Below are 16,788 nucleotides of genomic sequence, written 5' to 3'. Positions count from 1 at the left end.
AAAGTTGTTATGTCCAGAATTCAAATTATGATTGGAATTGTTTTGCTATTTCAAACTGCTATAGCCGCACAGTCTTACCCTTATCAAAATTCTACTTTAACAATTGAAGAGCGAGTATCCGATTTACTTTCAAGAATGTCCTTGGAAGAAAAGGTTCGCCAAATGGACATGTATAAAGGTGATTTTTTTAAAACGAACCAAAAATTCGACAAACAAAAGGCAGCCAATACTATCAAAGATTTAGGAGTAGGTGCTATCCATGATCTATATCCTAAGTCTGAAAAAATGATTAACGACCTTCAAAAGTATATTATAAAAAATAATAGATGGGGCATCCCTGCACTAATTATGGCCGAAGCATTGCATGGATATGTTGATGATGGAAGTACAGCTTTCCCCATGAACATAGGGTTGGGAGCAACCTGGGATACAGATTTAATGCAAAGGGTGGGGAAAACCATTGGTACAGAAGCTCGGGGTCATGGTGTGCACTTTGCTTTAGGTCCCGTACTTGGTATTGGACGTGAACCCCGTTGGGGAAGAGTTGCCGAAACTTTTGGAGAAGACACGTATTTAGCAAGTGAACTAGGGCTTGCCATGATAAAAGGAATGCAAGGGGATACTTTGGCAGCATCCAATAGTGTAATCTCTGAACCTAAGCATTTTGCAGTACACAGCTACCCTCAAGCCGGCGGTAACTCCTCACCTGTCATTGTGGGAGAACGAACCGCTCGTGAAGACTTTTTGCCGGTTTTTGAAAAGGCCTACACAAAAGGAGGTGCACTTGGTGCAATGTGTGCATATTCCGAACTGGACGGCATCCCCTGTGTGGTTAACAATTGGCTATTGACCGACGTGCTTCGAAAAGAATGGGGTTTTAAAGGAATTGTGATTTCTGATTTGGGGGCCATAAAATATGGACAAACCGTACATTTTGTATCTGATTCTCCAAAAGAAGCCATAAGACAAGCTGTTGATGCCGGAGTTGATATGCAGTTTTATGACTTCGAAAATCAGTTTTGGCAAAAAAGCCTTATTGAATTGATAAATGAGGATAAATTGAGCATAAAAGCTATCGACCGAGCGGTAAAAGGGGTCTTGCGGTTGAAATTTGTTTTGGGCCTTTTTGAAAATCCATATATCGAAAAAGGAATTATCGCCAAGAGTACACACACACAAGAACATCAAGAAATAGCTCTTGAAGCTGGAAGAAAATCAATTTGTCTATTAAAAAACAATTCCGATATACTCCCATTGAAAAAAAATGGACGTATTGCCGTTATTGGCCCTAATGCAGATGCAAGTCGTTTGGGTGGATATTCAGTTCGAAACAAAAAAGCATTAACAGTTTTGGAGGGCATAAAACAGGTAGTTGGCAATAAAGCCACCATTGCATATGAAGAAGGTGTACCCCTTATCAATAAAGGTCAGATAATACAAAAACAAAATCTTTTTACCCCAGATGAAAAGCAAAATGGGCTTATTGGAGAGTATTTCAACAATAGAAATCTTGAAGGAAAAGCAGTACTTAAAAGAATTGATGAAGAATTAGAGTTTGATTGGCCTTGGTTCCCTGGACCTGGCATAAATGATGACAATTTTTCAATTCGATGGACGGGATATCTAAAAACGAATCAAAATTTTGATGGATGGTTAGGCTTAAGCTCTGATGACGGAATACGAATGTGGATAGATGACCAACTTGTTATTGACAACTGGTCAAAGGGGTCAACCAACATAGTTACATATCCCGTTGTTTTAAATGCTGCAAAAAAGTACAAAATACGGATCGAAATGTGGGAAGGAGGCTGGGGAGCCAGAGCTCATCTAAGGTGGAATTTAAAAAAAATTGACCTTGCGCCAGCCATCGAATTGGCCAAGAGCTCTGATATAGCCATTGTTGTAGTTGGCGAATCCAGTCAATTGGTTGAAGAAAACAGAGATGTAGCCAGTTTGGATTTATATGGAGCCCAAAGAAAACTGGTGAAATCTATTGTGAACACAGGAACTCCCGTGGTATGTGTGCTAGTAAACGGAAGACCTCTGTCTATTAATTGGATCAATGATAATGTAGATGGAATCATTGAGGCATGGTTTCCAGGTGAACTTGGAGGTAGAGCTGTAGCAGATGTTCTGTTCGGCGACTATAATCCTGCAGGAAGAATTCCAATTACCTTTCCAAAATCAACTGGACAGCTACCCATTTATTACAATCAAAAGCCCTCTGCAATACACAGGTACGTGAGTGAAAGTCAAGATCCTCTTTATCCATTCGGATTTGGTCTTAGCTATACACACTTTGCTTACAATAGTATTGAAGTATCCTCGGAAACAATTAGACCAGGTGAAAGAATTATAGTTACTGTAGAAGTTGAAAACATTGGAAAGCAAGATGGTGAAGAAGTGGTACAATTATATTTAAATGATTTACATGGAAGTGTTACCACTCCCAACAAAACATTAAAAGGGTTCAAACGGGTCATGCTCAAAAAAGGACAAAAGAAAAAGCTGAAATTTGAACTTACCAAAGATGAACTAGCCATATGGAACCGTGAGATGAAAAGAACGGTAGAACCGGGTGTATTTGAGGTTATGGTAGGTGGAAACTCCGAAGCATCTATATCTTCTCAATTCAGTGTAATAGAATAAACCAACTCAATTATCAATATCTAATTTTAATAAAACAGTAATGAGAGTAAATCAATCAATAAAAAAACAATTAGAATGGTGCCTATTCTTATTAATTATAAACATTGGTGTTTTAAATGCCCAGGCTATTTATGAAGATGAGCGCTACGTTCCCGAAACAGACCCCTTGGTACTGAAGAAGCTGGAGCAATGGCAAGATTTAAAATTTGGGTTATTAATGCACTGGGGAACCTACAGCCAATGGGGAATTGTGGAATCATGGTCACTCTGTCCTGAAGAATATGGATGGTGTGAACGCACGAAGGGATCTAACCCCATGGATTATTATACTTATAAGCAGGAATATGAGGATCTAAAGAAAACATTTAATCCAACTAAATTCAATCCAGATAAATGGGCAAACGCAGCAAAGAATGCAGGAATGAAATATGTGGTTTTTACAACCAAACATCATGATGGTTTTTCTATGTTCGATTCAAAATATACGGACTACAAAATAACAGATTCGGAAACTCCATTTTCAACACATCCCAAAGCGAATATAACAAAGGAGATTTTTGATTCTTTTAGAGCGGAAGGTTTTTGGGCAGGGGCATATTTTTCAAAACCGGACTGGCACGAGCCATCTTATTGGGACCCTTATTACCCTCCTAGAGACCGTAATGTAAATTATGAACCTGAGGCCAATCCAAAAAAATGGCAGGAATTTGTTGATTTCACCCATAATCAAATTTTAGAATTACTTACAGACTATGGTAAAGTGGATATTCTTTGGCTGGATGGCGGTTGGGTCGCTAAAACCCCCAAATCTTCAATAACCAGCTGGTACGATCAGCAATTGAAAGACAACGAAAATGGTTATCTAAAACATAGAATCATCAACCAAGACATTAAAATGGATGCATTGGTCAAAAAGGCCAGAATCAAACAACCGGGGTTAATTGTTGTAGACCGCGCAGTTCACGGTATTAACCAAAACTATTTAACTCCGGAAAATAGAGTTCCTGAAAAACCATTGCCCTACCCATGGGAGTCATGTATTATTGCTGGTGGTTCCTGGTCATATTCTTTTAATGCAAAGTATATGTCTGGTCGCGAAGCTGTGCATACTCTTGTGGATATTGTGGCCAAAGGAGGTAATTTGTTATTAAACATTGCCCCAAGTCCAGAAGGAGAATGGGACGATGGTGCTTATCAATTACTCCAAGAAATGGCAGATTGGATGAACATAAACAACGAAGCAATTTATGGCACTAGATCTATGGCACCTTATAAGTTTGATAATATCTGTATTACGTCTAAACCCGATGGTTCCATTTATCTTATCTACCTCACAGAAAAGGGTCAGAACGACCTGCCTTCTGAGATAAAGTTTTCAGGATACGTTCCTCAAAAAAATGTTAGAGCAAGAATTCTTGGTTTTAATACAAAATTAAAATGCACATCTTCCAAGGATGGATTAACCATAAAAATACCCAACAATCTAAAACCAAAACTATTGGGTACAAATGCTTTTGTGATAAAATTGAAATAAACAAGAAACCCTTTTTCAAGACTTAAAACAAAGAACATGAAAAAGGGTTAATTCCATTTTTATTTAGCCCGCAAGCATCAAACCAGCCATAACCAACATAATGGCATTTTCGATAAACGTTGCTTCTGTCATTGGCAGTTTTAGAGCCGTGCCCAAACACGCGCATCTAATACTTTTTTTGTCCAACAAGGTTTTGGTAACACCAATAGTTGTAATTCCCAGAATAACGATGGTCACAATTAGTGCAAAGGTTATCTTCAATCGCATTAAGAAAAGTAATCCCAATCCCAACTCTATAAAAGGATATAGCCAACCATAGGCTGGAATTAGTTTTGCCAAAGGATCGTACATTGCAAAACTTTCTGGAAAACCTTTCAAATCCAAGAATTTAAAAAAGCTGAAGACTACATAGAACAAGCCCATAAAATCCAACATTGCCTCACCAGTATCCCAGTTTTTAAAATGCAAAAGAATGGAGCCTCCAAACAAATAAGCAAAAATCAAGAACAAAGGCTTTAATTGCACCCATTTCGACTTTTCCTCTACCGTTACCATCGAAATAACTGAATGTTCTTCCTCAATAGCATATTTACCTCCCAAAGCGGCCTGCAATGCACTGGTAGAAAGGTGGTGTCTGGACACAATTCTTGCCTGCGCATCTTCTAAGCTTACCTTAACTCCTTTAACTCCCTTTGTTTTAGAAAGCTTATTTGACACTGAAGCAACACAACCTTCGCAGGTCATTCCAATGATTGAATACGTTTGTTCCATTTAATGCTTATCACTGTCGTCTGAATTATCTTCCCTGTATTTGCAACAAGGATGAATCTTATCATAGGCTTCTTCTGTTGCCTTAAGTTCTTTGGTATCATGCCCAGCTGCAACCAAAGCCGTTTTAATCTTCATAGGATCTGTCTTTCTTTCATCTACCACTAAAGACAACTGGTGCGAGGGAATATCCCATGTGGCATATTTGACCCCCGTAACATTCAAGGCCGCTTTTTCTATCCGCATTTTGCACATTTCACATTTGCCATCTACCTCAAAAGCGACCTTTTTATTTTTGTCCTGCGCAAAACCAATTGCCGAAATCAATATGCACGTTATGGTCAATACTATGTTTCTCATTTTTATCTATTTTTTAGGTGTTACGATTTAAATCTAAAGCCCGCATAGAGCATTCTTCCAAAAATGGGAGCGTATATAATTGTTGTGTCAAAATTTGTACCAAATGGGTCTTCTGCTCCCAAAACTGGGTTGTTTTGTCTAAAATTAGTCAAATTCTCACCTCCTACATATACTTCAAACTTTTTTGAAAACACTTTAGTAATTTGGGCATTCATTAAGCTGTAACCTTCCGCAAAATCACCAAGTTGAAAACCTACAGGATTTGCAGAAGTATTTGGCAAGCGTTGCTCACCCAAAGCGTGAAGTGTATAATCAAATCGCCATTGACCGCCATTCTCTGTTTCTGTTGTATTGTAACCAACATTGGCAAAATACCTGTGGCGAGCCTGTAAGGGTTTTTGCAAGAGCCCTGTCTGAAAATCTGTTTTTACATCATAAAACTTATAGGCGGTCCTAACTTCTAAATTGGGAAGTATTTCATGGTTCAATTCTACCTGTAAACTATTCGCGAAACTCTTTCCTTCCAAGTTTGAAAAACTGACTTCTCCCGGGTTTTCCCAATCAACTACAATTTGATTGTCAAAATCGGTCCTGTAAAAGTCCACAGAAAAGTTCCCTGGCCTTTCCAACCATGTAAACCCCTGTAAAAAGCTTATGCCAAAATTCATCGCCTTTTCTGCATCAAAACCATAAATATCACCACCATTGCCATTAAGTTGAATAGTTCTTGCCGAAGCAAACAACCTTTGGTTCTCAGCAAAAATATTCGCAGCCCTTCTTCCTATGCCAAAAGACCCTCTTATACTGGCTTTTTCCCAAGGAGTATATCGAATATGGAATCTTGGTGTAAAAAAAGTTCCCAATCGGTTATGAGAATCCAATCTTAGACCAGCTGTTAAGCTCACCTTCTCCAAACTGGTATAACTGTATTCAAAAAAAGCACCAACAGACCTGTCCACTCTTTCAAAATCCTGATTATTTACCAGTTCATCATAGCCATCATATGCAAAGGTCAATCCAGTTTTAAATTTGTTCTTTGTATTCCCTATAATTGAATTGAACAAAAAGTTTGAATAGATACTTTCGTGGTCTATATCGTACACATTGAAGCCATAATAAGAATCCTGTTGATGACTGCTATAGGAAGCTTGAAAACCGAAGCTTTGAAATGGTAATTCCGGGAAAACATATCCTAATTTTACTGAGCCATCAAATCTTTGTGTATCAATTTCGCTACCCCAGGCATTCGTAGTGAAACGATCTGTATCCGGATTGAAATTAGTCTCCCCTACTTGTTTTTCATCATTAAGGAATCTAAGGTTAAAGAAGGTCACCCATCCTTTCTCTGGGTTTTGATACTGCCATCGGTTCATGATATTAATTTGATTGGCCAGAGGCGTATCCAAAAATCCATCGTCATTATTATCCACTTCAATATCCCTTCTATTGCCATGGATAAATAATCCAGTGCTCCATTTATCAGACAATTTGGTATTTAAATGGGTATTCAATTCCAAACGCCCATTTAAATTTCCATACCCATTAACAAATACCGGGTTATCTGTCATCGGTTTTTGTAACTCGGTATTGATTTGACCTGAAATGCTCTCGTATCCATTCACCACACTCCCGCCTCCTTTGGTAATTTGAATGCTTTCTACCCAAGTACCAGGGGTAAAAGTGAGCCCATATGTTTGGGAGGCGCCTCTTACCATTGGAATGTTCTCTTGGGTAATTAATAAATAAGGACTGGTAAGCCCCAACATCTGAATTTGTTTTGTTCCAGTAAGCGCATCATTGAAATTGACATCTATTGCCGGATTAGTTTCAAAACTTTCAGATAGATTACAGCATGCCGCCTTCAAAAGTTCAGCACTATTGACCGTAATTACGTTTTGCGTGGCAAAAAATGTCTTTTGTACGGCATCTCTCTCTTTACGCACTACCACCTCATCCAACTGATTGGAAGGTTGTAACCAATGATGCACCATTTTTGGTTCATCTATAATCAAGGTATCTGTTCTAAAACCTACAAAACTTATGATCAGTTTATTGTATTCTTCCAGATAAGGTATACTGAAAGTCCCATCATTTTTAGTAATGGTACCTGTTTGAGAATTTAACCAATAGACGTTGGCACCACCAAGTCCTATATGTTTATTTTCGGTATTGGCCTCCATGACCATACCCTGAATTTTCTTTTGGGCGCCCACCATCATTGGAAGGCAAAAAAGTAATAATATTATTTGTTTCATTGATATGTATTGAATTTTGACTTGACACAGTACGATGTGTCGATTTCAGTCCATTTGGGACTTCATTCCAAAAATTCAAAAACATCAAATCAAAAAGACCTGGTCCAAAACAGTTATGTCTTTGACCAAAAGAGGTGGCGGGTATTTTTCGTTAGGAACCGGAAGCTTATCAACCGGAACAAATCTATCAAGATAAGAACATGTAAAAGCAACTAGAAACTGTTGATGCTCTAGCTCCAAATCATCCAACGAAAATTTAAGGTCATCCTGACCAAAAAAAGTAAAGGACTCATCGTCGCAACAATGGTTTTCCGCCACTTTGTCTTTCATTAAGGACATTGCGGCCTCCATACCACATTCCTCTGCAGCAACAAACAGTGAAATGTCCATAACCCTCCCCATGCAAAAATGCTTGTCCACGGTCCATGAAAGGGTGGAAAGCAATACCATGATGGCAAGTAACACTGAAACGGTATGATGAAAAACTGTTTTCACAAGAGCAAAATTACGATTTATTTCACTTTAAAGGATTTTAACCCCTTTTCATTAACTAAACTTTAGGTTACCTTATTGTGTAATTTTTAGTCTTTTAAGAAGACAAAAAACTTTCAATTAAAATAAATTTGTAAAAAAATAATTTCATGTTATTGTCCCTAAAACCCAAAGTAACTTCCATCCTAGCGGAAAAAGAAAAAAGCATAGAAACCCGTTTAACCGAAGTTTGTCAATTGCTAAAAGACTCCATAACGTATTACAATTGGGTAGGGTTCTATTTTAAAAATGGCGATAAGGACGAATTGAAGCTTGGCCCATATGTAGGTGCACCTACAGACCACACAATTATTCCGTTTGGAAAAGGTATTTGTGGCCAAGTAGCCGTAAGCAATGAGAATTTTGTTGTACCGGATGTTGCAGCTCAAGACAATTACATTGCTTGCAGTATTACCGTCAAGTCTGAAATCGTTGTCCCATTATTTAAAGATGGCAAAAATATAGGCCAAATCGATATAGATTCCAATACTCCTGATCCGTTCACGGAAGAAGATGAACGCTTTTTGGAATTTGTAAATGAAAAAGTGGCTGAAATTCTTTAAAACTAGTGCCATTTTGTTGATAACCCTTCTAACTTTTTAGTAACAAAAAATTTACTTTTGTGTGCTTAAGAAATTGATTTTTAAGACACAAAATGAACACTGCCAAAAAAGCCTCGGCTGCACTTATTTCGGTTTTCCACAAAGACGGACTGGAACCTATTGTTAAAAAACTAGACGAACTTGGAGTAACCTTGTATTCCACAGGGGGAACAGAAAAATTCATTCGAGATTTGGGAATAAACGTAGTCCCGGTCGAAGATGTAACCAGCTACCCTTCTATTTTGGGAGGTCGTGTAAAAACATTACATCCCAAGGTTTTTGGGGGAATCTTAAATAGACAGGACAATGATAGTGATGTTGCCCAAATGGAGGAATTTGAAATACCTCAACTAGATATTGTCATCGTAGATCTGTACCCTTTTGAAAAAACTGTTGCCAGTGGTGCTTCTGAACAAGATATCATTGAAAAAATAGATATTGGTGGCATATCATTGATACGTGCTGCCGCCAAAAACTTTAAAGATGTGTTGTGTGTTTCATCAATGGAAGATTATGGAGATTTCCTTAATGTTATTTCTGAAAGTGATGGTATAACCACACTTGAAGACCGCAAACGCTTTGCTTCTAAAGCATTCAATGTCTCCTCTCACTATGATACCGCTATCTTTAACTACTTCAATCAAAATCATGATGAGGCCGTATTGAAGATAAGCGAACAAAAAGGGAGAGTGCTTCGTTATGGTGAAAACCCACACCAAAAAGGTTTTTTCTTTGGAGATTTTGAAGCTATGTTTACCAAACTTCACGGAAAAGAACTATCCTATAATAATCTTTTGGATGTTGATGCTGCGGTAAATTTAATGGGAGAGTTTAAAAATGATGCGCCCACTTTCGCCATTTTAAAACATAACAATGCTTGTGGTCTGGCAACAAGAGATACTATAAGCCAGGCGTATGTTGATGCCCTTGCTGGTGACCCAGTTTCTGCCTTTGGGGGCATTCTTATTTCCAATGTTGAAATTGATGCATCAACAGCGGAAGAGATTCATAAATTATTCTGTGAAGTAGTAATAGCCCCTAGTTACTCTGCTGATGCTTTGGAGATCCTTAAAGGCAAAAAGAATAGAATCATACTTATTCAAAATGAAGTGGATCTGCCTGATACTTTGGTAAGAACCTGTCTTAACGGAGTTTTGGTTCAAGACAAGGATTTTAAGACCGATACATCTGATGGCTTGACCCCTGTAACAGATAAAAAACCTTCTTCTGAAGAAATAGAAGATTTAATATTTGCCTCCAAACTATGTAAGCATACTAAAAGTAACACCATTGTCCTGGCAAAAAACAAGCAGCTTTGTGCCAGTGGCACAGGGCAGACTTCCAGAGTAGATGCTTTAAACCAAGCTATAAACAAAGCCAGGTCTTTTAATTTTGAATTGGATGGTGCTGTAATGGCCAGTGATGCCTTTTTTCCTTTTCCAGATTGCGTAGAAATTGCGGATAAAGCGGGTGTAAAAAGTGTGATACAACCAGGAGGTTCCATAAAAGACCAACTGAGCATAGATTATTGCAATGAAAATGGGCTGGCTATGGTAATGACTGGCACTAGACATTTTAAGCATTAATTTTAGTACTTTAGCCGATAAAATTTACTTTTAATCCAAAAAACCGACACTTTTTATGGGATTTTTTGATTTCATGACCGAGGAAATCGCCATCGACCTTGGTACTGCAAACACCCTGATAATTCATTTAGACAAAGTAGTAGTTGACAGCCCGTCCATTGTTGCCCGAGACCGAGTCTCTGGAAAAATTATAGCAGTTGGTAGGGAAGCCAATATGATGCAGGGGAAAACCCATGAGAACATTAAGACCATACGACCTCTAAAAGATGGCGTAATTGCCGACTTTGACGCTTCGGAAAAGATGATCAACATGTTCATCAAAAATATTCCGGCTTTAAAGAAAAAATGGTTCCCGCCTGCCCTTAGAATGGTCATCTGTATTCCTTCCGGTATTACCGAAGTGGAAATGCGGGCCGTAAGAGAGTCAGCTGAAAGGGTAAATGGCAAGGAAGTTTATTTAATCCATGAACCTATGGCAGCAGCTATTGGTATTGGATTGGATATTATGCAGCCCAAAGGAAACATGATTGTGGATATAGGTGGTGGTACCACAGAAATTGCGGTGATTGCACTTGGAGGAATTGTTTGTGATAAATCCGTTAAGATTGCAGGTGATGTTTTCACCAATGATATTATCTATTACATGAGAACCCAACACAATTTGTATGTTGGAGAAAGCACAGCAGAAGCTATAAAAATTGAAATTGGTTCCGCAACAGAAGATTTAAAATCTCCGCCAGACGACAAGTCAATCCAAGGAAGAGACTTATTAACCGGAAAACCAAAGCAAGTTCAAGTTTCATACAGAGAAATTGCTAAAGCACTTGACAAAAGTATTTTAAGGGTAGAAGATGCCGTAATGGAAACCTTATCACAAACGCCTCCTGAATTGGCTGCGGATATATACAATACCGGTATTTACTTAGCTGGTGGAGGATCTATGTTAAGAGGCTTGGACAGAAGACTTTCGCAAAAAACTGATTTACCTGTTTATATTGCTGAAGACCCATTAAGGGCTGTTGTAAGAGGTACGGGTATAGCCCTCAAAAATTTAGAGCGATATAAAAGTATATTAATAAAGTAGTTCGGTTTTTATACCGTTTAATGGCCATTTGAAAGTTTATTAACTTTCCTAATGATACGATTGCATGCAGCGCATCATCAATTTTATTCTAAGTTACAGAAATGCATTTCTCTATGGCTTTCTTATGGTTATTTCCCTTACACTAACCATTAGAACCCATTCATATCATCAATCCAAGTTTTTCAATTCTTCAAAATGGGTAATGGGCAATGTGTATGGCACATCTGCTAATATTTCATCTTACTTTGGATTACGAGAAGAAAACAATAGGCTTGTTGAAGAAAATGAACAACTGCGAAAATTACTTTTTAATCCTTCTGAAGAATCCGTTCAAGAGAAAGACAGTATTTTCAAAAACTATGAAGTAATTACTGCCAATCTAATAAAAAATAGTTTTTCCTCTCCAAGGAACTACGTCACCATAGACAAAGGAGAAATACATGGTATAGCGCAGGATATGGGTGTAATTACCACTAAAGGAATTTTGGGCATTGTTGAAAATACTTCTTCAAAATTTGCTACAGTACAGAGCGTACTCAATACAAAATCCAATATTAACGCCAAGATAAAGAACACTAATTACTTTGGTTCACTAATTTGGGACGTGCAAGATTATAGGGTTGTACAGCTCATTGATATCCCTAGACTGGTTCCTTTGGTTGTTGGTGATACTATTGTTACAGGGGCAATGTCCAGTATTTTCCCTGAAAACATTCCTATTGGTGTTATCAAAAAATATGACCTAAATGCTTCCAGAAGCTTTTATAATATTGATGTTGAGTTATTCAACGATATGGCCAATATTAAAAATGTCTATCTCATAAAGAATATGAACAAGGAAGAGATTAAAGAATTGGAGGCAAAAACGACGGATGAATAGCAGCTTGATCTTAAACGGTTTTCGATTTATATTACTTGTCCTTACCCAAGTATTAATTTTTAACACCTTAAACTTCCTTGGCTTTATAAACCCTTTGGTCTATGTTATTTTTCTTTACTGGTTTCCCATTAAAGGAAATAGGGCTGTTTTTATGCTAGCTGCATTTTTCCTAGGGTTTATGATTGATATTTTTTCGGATTCCTTGGCATTACACGCCATTGCCTCATTGACCGTAGCCTACATAAGGCCAGTGATAATGCGTTTTTGTTTTGGAGTAAATTATGAATTTCAAAACTTTAGCTTTAAGAATACCACCAAAGTACAGCGCATCACGTTTTTGGGCCTTTTAGTATTAATACATCAAGTGGTTTTCTTTTCATTGGAAATTTTAAGTATATCACACTTCCTTTTAATTTTGAAAAAGGTTTTTGCCACTGGTGTTGTAACTTTGATTCTATGTACGTTGTTTAGTTCACTTTTTAGCCCGCAAAGCGAATAAAAAGACTACTATTTCGTTGAAATACATAAGACTACGCTTGTCTAATTTTATCGTCTATGAAAAAACTGCTGTTATCTTCCATTATTGTCGTGATAGGATTCACCTTTATAGGCAGGCTTTCCTATTTACAACTTTTTAGTTTTTCTCCTGATCAAACTTTGGAAGACCCGGCAATTAAAGCAATTTATGATTACCCGGAAAGGGGTTACGTATACGATAGAAACGGTGAACTTATGGTGGGAAACCAACCAGCTTATGACGTTATGTTCATACCTCGTGAAGTTAAACCATTAGACACTTTGGAATTCTGTAATCTCCTTGGTATTGACAAACCAGCTTTTATTGAGAAGATGAGGAGGGCCAGAATATACTCACCGAGACTCCCATCTGTTCTTGTACCCCAACTTTCAAAAGAAGATTATGCAAGACTTCAAGAAAAGATGAGGCACTACGTTGGTTTTTATATTCAAAAGAGATCTTTGCGTTATTACACTACAAACAGCGCAGCAAATGTATTGGGGTATATAAGTGAGGTAAATGAAGGAGATTTGCAAAACAACCCTTATTACGTAGCCGGAGAATTAAAAGGGCGCACAGGTATTGAAAAACAGTACGAAGAAATCCTTAGAGGAAGAAAAGGGGTCAAGTTTATCCAGAAAGACCGTTTTAATAGAGATATAGGGCCTTACAAAAACGGTAAGTTGGATACGCTACCTGAACAAGGGAAAGAAATCCATATCACCTTGGACAAAAAGCTACAGGAATATGGAGAAAGGTTAATGCATGGAAAAAGAGGAGGAATTGTGGCCCTTGACCCTAAATCTGGTGAAATTTTGGCCATGATATCAGGTCCCACATATGATCCTGCCTTATTGGTCGGAAGAGAACGTTCTAAAAACTACAGTAAGCTACATTATGATACTATTTCCAAACCCACTTGGGATCGTTCTATACTAGCCCAACCTTCCCCCGGCTCTCCTTTTAAAACGATGAATGCCTTAGTTGCCCTGCAAGAAGGTGTTATTGATCCAAGCACAAAATTTAGATGCTACAACGGTTTTTATGTAGGCAGCCAAAAGAAAGGATGTCACTGTGGAGGCGGTGTGCGTGATATGAATTCAGGTATCTATCAATCCTGCAACGCCTATTTTGCGGGTACTTTCAGAAAAATTTATGAAAAATATCCAACCACGGATGAAGGTATGGATGTTTGGGAAAAACATATGAAAAGTTTTGGACTTGGGAGTTACTTAGGCACCGATATTCCTACGGGAGCACCGGGCAGAATTCCTGGTAAAGCTTTTTATGATAAATGGTATGGTAATGGAAGCTGGGCCTCTTCAACAATTATCTCCAATGCTATTGGTCAAGGTGAAGTTGCCGCAACCCCTTTACAATTGGCCAACATGACCGCTGCAATTGCAAATAGAGGATATTTTTATACCCCACACATCATTAAAAATATAGGAAACACTGTAGCCATAGACCCCAAGTATACAGAGCCACATCAAACTACAATAGACAAGGAACATTTTGAGCCAGTAATTAAAGGTATGGCCAATGTTTATAAATATGGAACTGGAAGATGGGTACAAATACCAGGAATTGAAATAGCTGGAAAAACAGGTACTGTTGAAAATTTTGTGAGAGTTAATGGAGAACGTATGCAACTTACGGATCATTCTGTTTTTGTAGCTTTCGCTCCTGTTGAAAACCCAAAAATAGCTTTAGCTGTGTATATTGAAAACGGATATTATGGTTCTAGATACGCCGGCCACATTGCTTCCCTGCTCATTGAGAAATACATAAAAGGTGAAATCACCAGAAAAGATTTAGAAAAACGCATGCTAGAAAAGACATTGGAACACGAATATGCAAAGCCATATAGTGGAGAACCTTTCAAGATAAATGAATATGTCTGGTAAAGGGCTTTTTGGTAGAATAGATTGGCTTACGGTTTTTCTTTATGCGTGTTTGGTTCTTATTGGTTGGATCAATATTTATTCCACAACACTAAGTGACCCCAACGCTTCAATTTTTGATTTTTCCACGCTTTATGGAAAACAACTATTCTTCATAGGATTGGCCCTTGCAGGAGTTGTTCTCGTCCTTTTTATCGAAACCAATTTTTTTGAACGTTTCTCATCCATTTTCTACATTATATCAATGGTCTTGCTACTAGGACTTTTTGTCTTTGGGAAAACCATTGCGGGAGCTACATCTTGGTATGATTTGGGGTTCTTTAACCTGCAACCTTCGGAGCTGGCAAAGGTTGCCACTGCGCTGGCATTGGCCAAATATCTAAGTGATATTCAGACAGATATAAAGAATAGAAAGCATCAATTATACGCATTGCTAATCATTTTATTACCGGCACTTCTTATTTTACCTCAACCAGATCCTGGAAGCTCCCTCATCTATTTCTCTCTCTTTTTTGTGCTTTTTAGAGAAGGGTTTCCATTGTACTATTTTGGGATTTTGTTGACCATTGTCATTTTGTTTGCCGCTACATTAATGTTTGGAACGGTTTGGGTGGCCATTGGGCTGGTAACACTGACCATCTTAATCTTTATTTTTAAAAGAAAGTCCACAAAGATTCCCATTTTGCCACTAGTAGGGGGCATTGTAGCTTCTGTTCTATTTTCATTGTCTGTTGGCTTTGTTTATGAAAATGTTTTTGAACAACGACACCGTGATCGTTTTGCTCTATGGCTTAGCTTGGAAAAAGACGAGAAGAAATTAGAAGAAATTAGAAAAACTATTGGTTATAATACGTATCAATCTGAAAAGGCAATAGAATCTGGTGGATTCTTTGGAAAAGGGTTTTTGGAAGGTACGCGGACCAAAGGAGACTTTGTTCCAGAACAACATACGGATTATATTTTTAGTTCTGTGGGGGAAGAATGGGGCTTTATGGGAACGGTTACCGTAATTCTGCTTTTTTCCTTTTTCTTTTTACGGTTGATTTTTATTGCGGAAAGACAGAAAAATGATTTTAGCCGAATGTTCGGTTATGGAGTTATTTCCATATTGTTAATCCATTATTTTATCAATATTGGAATGGTGATTGGGTTGCTCCCTACCATTGGAGTTCCACTGCCATTTTTTAGTTATGGAGGTTCTGGATTGATATTCTTTACGATGCTACTTTTTATTTTTTTAAAGCTAGACTCCAATCGTCTAAAAGATGGTATTTAAAACTGCCAACCAGAAACATTTACTTTTCCTTCCACCTTTTCTTGCCAAGCTTTGGACTGCTTTTCAAAAAAATCGATGGATGTTATTCTTTCCAATTCATCAATGGGAACCAAAAAACTGTCCAACTTCGCCTTACTTTCTTTATTTGGCATTAAAAAAGCAAGAACGTCCACAGAATCTCCATTTTTCTTGAAAACCACTTTATAGAATGCATCTGGAACATCCACATCTTCTTCCCCAATTTCTTCCAATCCATTTTCTAAAACACCTCCAGTAATCACAACAAGGTTTCCATTTTTTTTACACCAATAGCGTACTTGTTGTTCCAGTCGGTTCCACACTCCGGCGTTGAATTCCCTGTCCTGGGGACTTATATTGCTCGTGTAAAAAGTCTCATTGTACGCATATTCTGAAAATCGCCTATCTCCCGCTGGGCAAAGATGACCCCTGTCATAACCAGAGCCTTTATAATTCCTCCAATCCGCAGATTTGGTTTTTACTTTTGGGTCTTCAATAAAGTAGGGTCTTCTTCTATCATCTTGTGTTAAATGACTTTTTTTAAGTTCATATGCCACCCATTCCGCCTGCTCATAAGGCTCATTGTAAGAAAGCATAAAATGTTCATGTTGCACAATCGCTCCAGTCGTTGAGCCTGGCAGTAATCTTGAATCCTTTAATGCTGAATCAGCCTTACTGTTTGGATTGGAATACGTATCTGGGGTATAAAAATTCTCAAATACCCAAAAACCCACCACACAAACAATAAAGAGAAGCGTATAAATGGTTTTGTTTTTCATTTAGCTGCAGCTTTCTTTTTCAAGTTTAGTGAAATATATAATCAT

14 protein-coding genes are annotated in these 16,788 nt (G+C 37.9%); 9 read left to right on the top strand and 5 right to left on the bottom strand.

The window, feature by feature from the left end:
- Nucleotides 1-9 precede the first annotated feature (9 nt).
- A complete protein-coding gene (locus LV704_RS11460; RefSeq protein WP_163419990.1) occupies nt 10-2,649 on the top strand; it encodes a glycoside hydrolase family 3 protein in 2,640 nt (879 codons plus the stop codon).
- A 40-nt stretch (nt 2,650-2,689) separates the two neighbouring features.
- Nucleotides 2,690-4,183, top strand: coding sequence for an alpha-L-fucosidase (locus tag LV704_RS11455; RefSeq protein WP_163419992.1), 1,494 nt, complete (start codon nt 2,690-2,692; stop codon nt 4,181-4,183).
- A gap of 63 nt (nt 4,184-4,246) precedes the next feature.
- On the opposite strand, the gene LV704_RS11450 is transcribed toward LV704_RS11455, so the two are convergent.
- The 4 genes from LV704_RS11450 to LV704_RS11435 form a co-directional block, all read right to left on the bottom strand.
- The gene (locus LV704_RS11450) at nt 4,247-4,954 is read right to left on the bottom strand and encodes a heavy metal-associated domain-containing protein (protein WP_163419994.1); all 708 of its coding nucleotides are present in this window, start codon (nt 4,952-4,954) and stop codon (nt 4,247-4,249) included.
- Complete coding sequence (locus LV704_RS11445) at nt 4,955-5,311, bottom strand: heavy-metal-associated domain-containing protein (protein WP_163419996.1); 357 nt, start codon at nt 5,309-5,311, stop codon at nt 4,955-4,957.
- A gap of 20 nt (nt 5,312-5,331) precedes the next feature.
- A complete protein-coding gene (locus LV704_RS11440; RefSeq protein WP_163419998.1) occupies nt 5,332-7,566 on the bottom strand; it encodes a TonB-dependent receptor in 2,235 nt (744 codons plus the stop codon).
- An 84-nt stretch (nt 7,567-7,650) separates the two neighbouring features.
- Complete coding sequence (locus LV704_RS11435) at nt 7,651-8,061, bottom strand: hypothetical protein (protein WP_233782027.1); 411 nt, start codon at nt 8,059-8,061, stop codon at nt 7,651-7,653.
- Between the two features lie 146 nt (nt 8,062-8,207).
- Here LV704_RS11435 and LV704_RS11430 point away from each other — a divergent pair, with 146 nt between their 5' ends.
- The 7 genes from LV704_RS11430 (at nt 8,208) to rodA (ending at nt 15,946) form a co-directional block, all read left to right on the top strand.
- A complete protein-coding gene (locus LV704_RS11430) occupies nt 8,208-8,660 on the top strand; it encodes a GAF domain-containing protein (protein WP_163420000.1) in 453 nt (150 codons plus the stop codon).
- 92 nt (nt 8,661-8,752) lie between these two features.
- Entirely contained in the window at nt 8,753-10,285 is a 1,533-nt protein-coding gene (purH, locus tag LV704_RS11425) for a bifunctional phosphoribosylaminoimidazolecarboxamide formyltransferase/IMP cyclohydrolase (RefSeq protein ID WP_163420002.1), read from the top strand.
- Nucleotides 10,286-10,340: 55 nt separating this feature from the next.
- Nucleotides 10,341-11,369, top strand: a complete 1,029-nt coding sequence (locus tag LV704_RS11420; protein WP_036380166.1) for a rod shape-determining protein — start codon at nt 10,341-10,343, stop codon at nt 11,367-11,369.
- A gap of 64 nt (nt 11,370-11,433) precedes the next feature.
- On the top strand, nt 11,434-12,249 hold the full coding sequence (gene mreC, locus LV704_RS11415) for a rod shape-determining protein MreC (protein WP_163420004.1): 816 nt from the start codon (nt 11,434-11,436) through the stop codon (nt 12,247-12,249).
- Complete coding sequence (locus tag LV704_RS11410; protein WP_163420006.1) at nt 12,242-12,748, top strand: rod shape-determining protein MreD; 507 nt, start codon at nt 12,242-12,244, stop codon at nt 12,746-12,748. The genes mreC and LV704_RS11410 overlap by 8 nt, the downstream gene beginning before the upstream one ends.
- 56 nt (nt 12,749-12,804) lie before the next feature.
- Nucleotides 12,805-14,673 (top strand): penicillin-binding protein 2, encoded by a 1,869-nt coding sequence (locus LV704_RS11405; RefSeq protein WP_163420008.1) that lies wholly within the window; start codon nt 12,805-12,807, stop codon nt 14,671-14,673.
- Nucleotides 14,663-15,946 (top strand): rod shape-determining protein RodA, encoded by a 1,284-nt coding sequence (gene rodA, locus LV704_RS11400; RefSeq protein WP_163420010.1) that lies wholly within the window; start codon nt 14,663-14,665, stop codon nt 15,944-15,946. The genes LV704_RS11405 and rodA overlap by 11 nt, the downstream gene beginning before the upstream one ends.
- On the opposite strand, the gene LV704_RS11395 is transcribed toward rodA, so the two are convergent.
- On the bottom strand, nt 15,943-16,743 hold the full coding sequence (locus LV704_RS11395) for a DNA/RNA non-specific endonuclease (protein WP_163420011.1): 801 nt from the start codon (nt 16,741-16,743) through the stop codon (nt 15,943-15,945). The two genes, rodA and LV704_RS11395, sit on opposite strands and share 4 nt — an antisense overlap.
- Nucleotides 16,744-16,788: the final 45 nt, after the last annotated feature.

The sequence above is a fragment of the Flagellimonas sp. CMM7 genome, from assembly GCF_021390195.1.
GTDB lineage: Bacteria > Bacteroidota > Bacteroidia > Flavobacteriales > Flavobacteriaceae > Flagellimonas.
The sequence above is the reverse complement of the archived record's forward strand: the minus strand, read 5'-3'. Positions and strand labels throughout refer to the sequence as shown.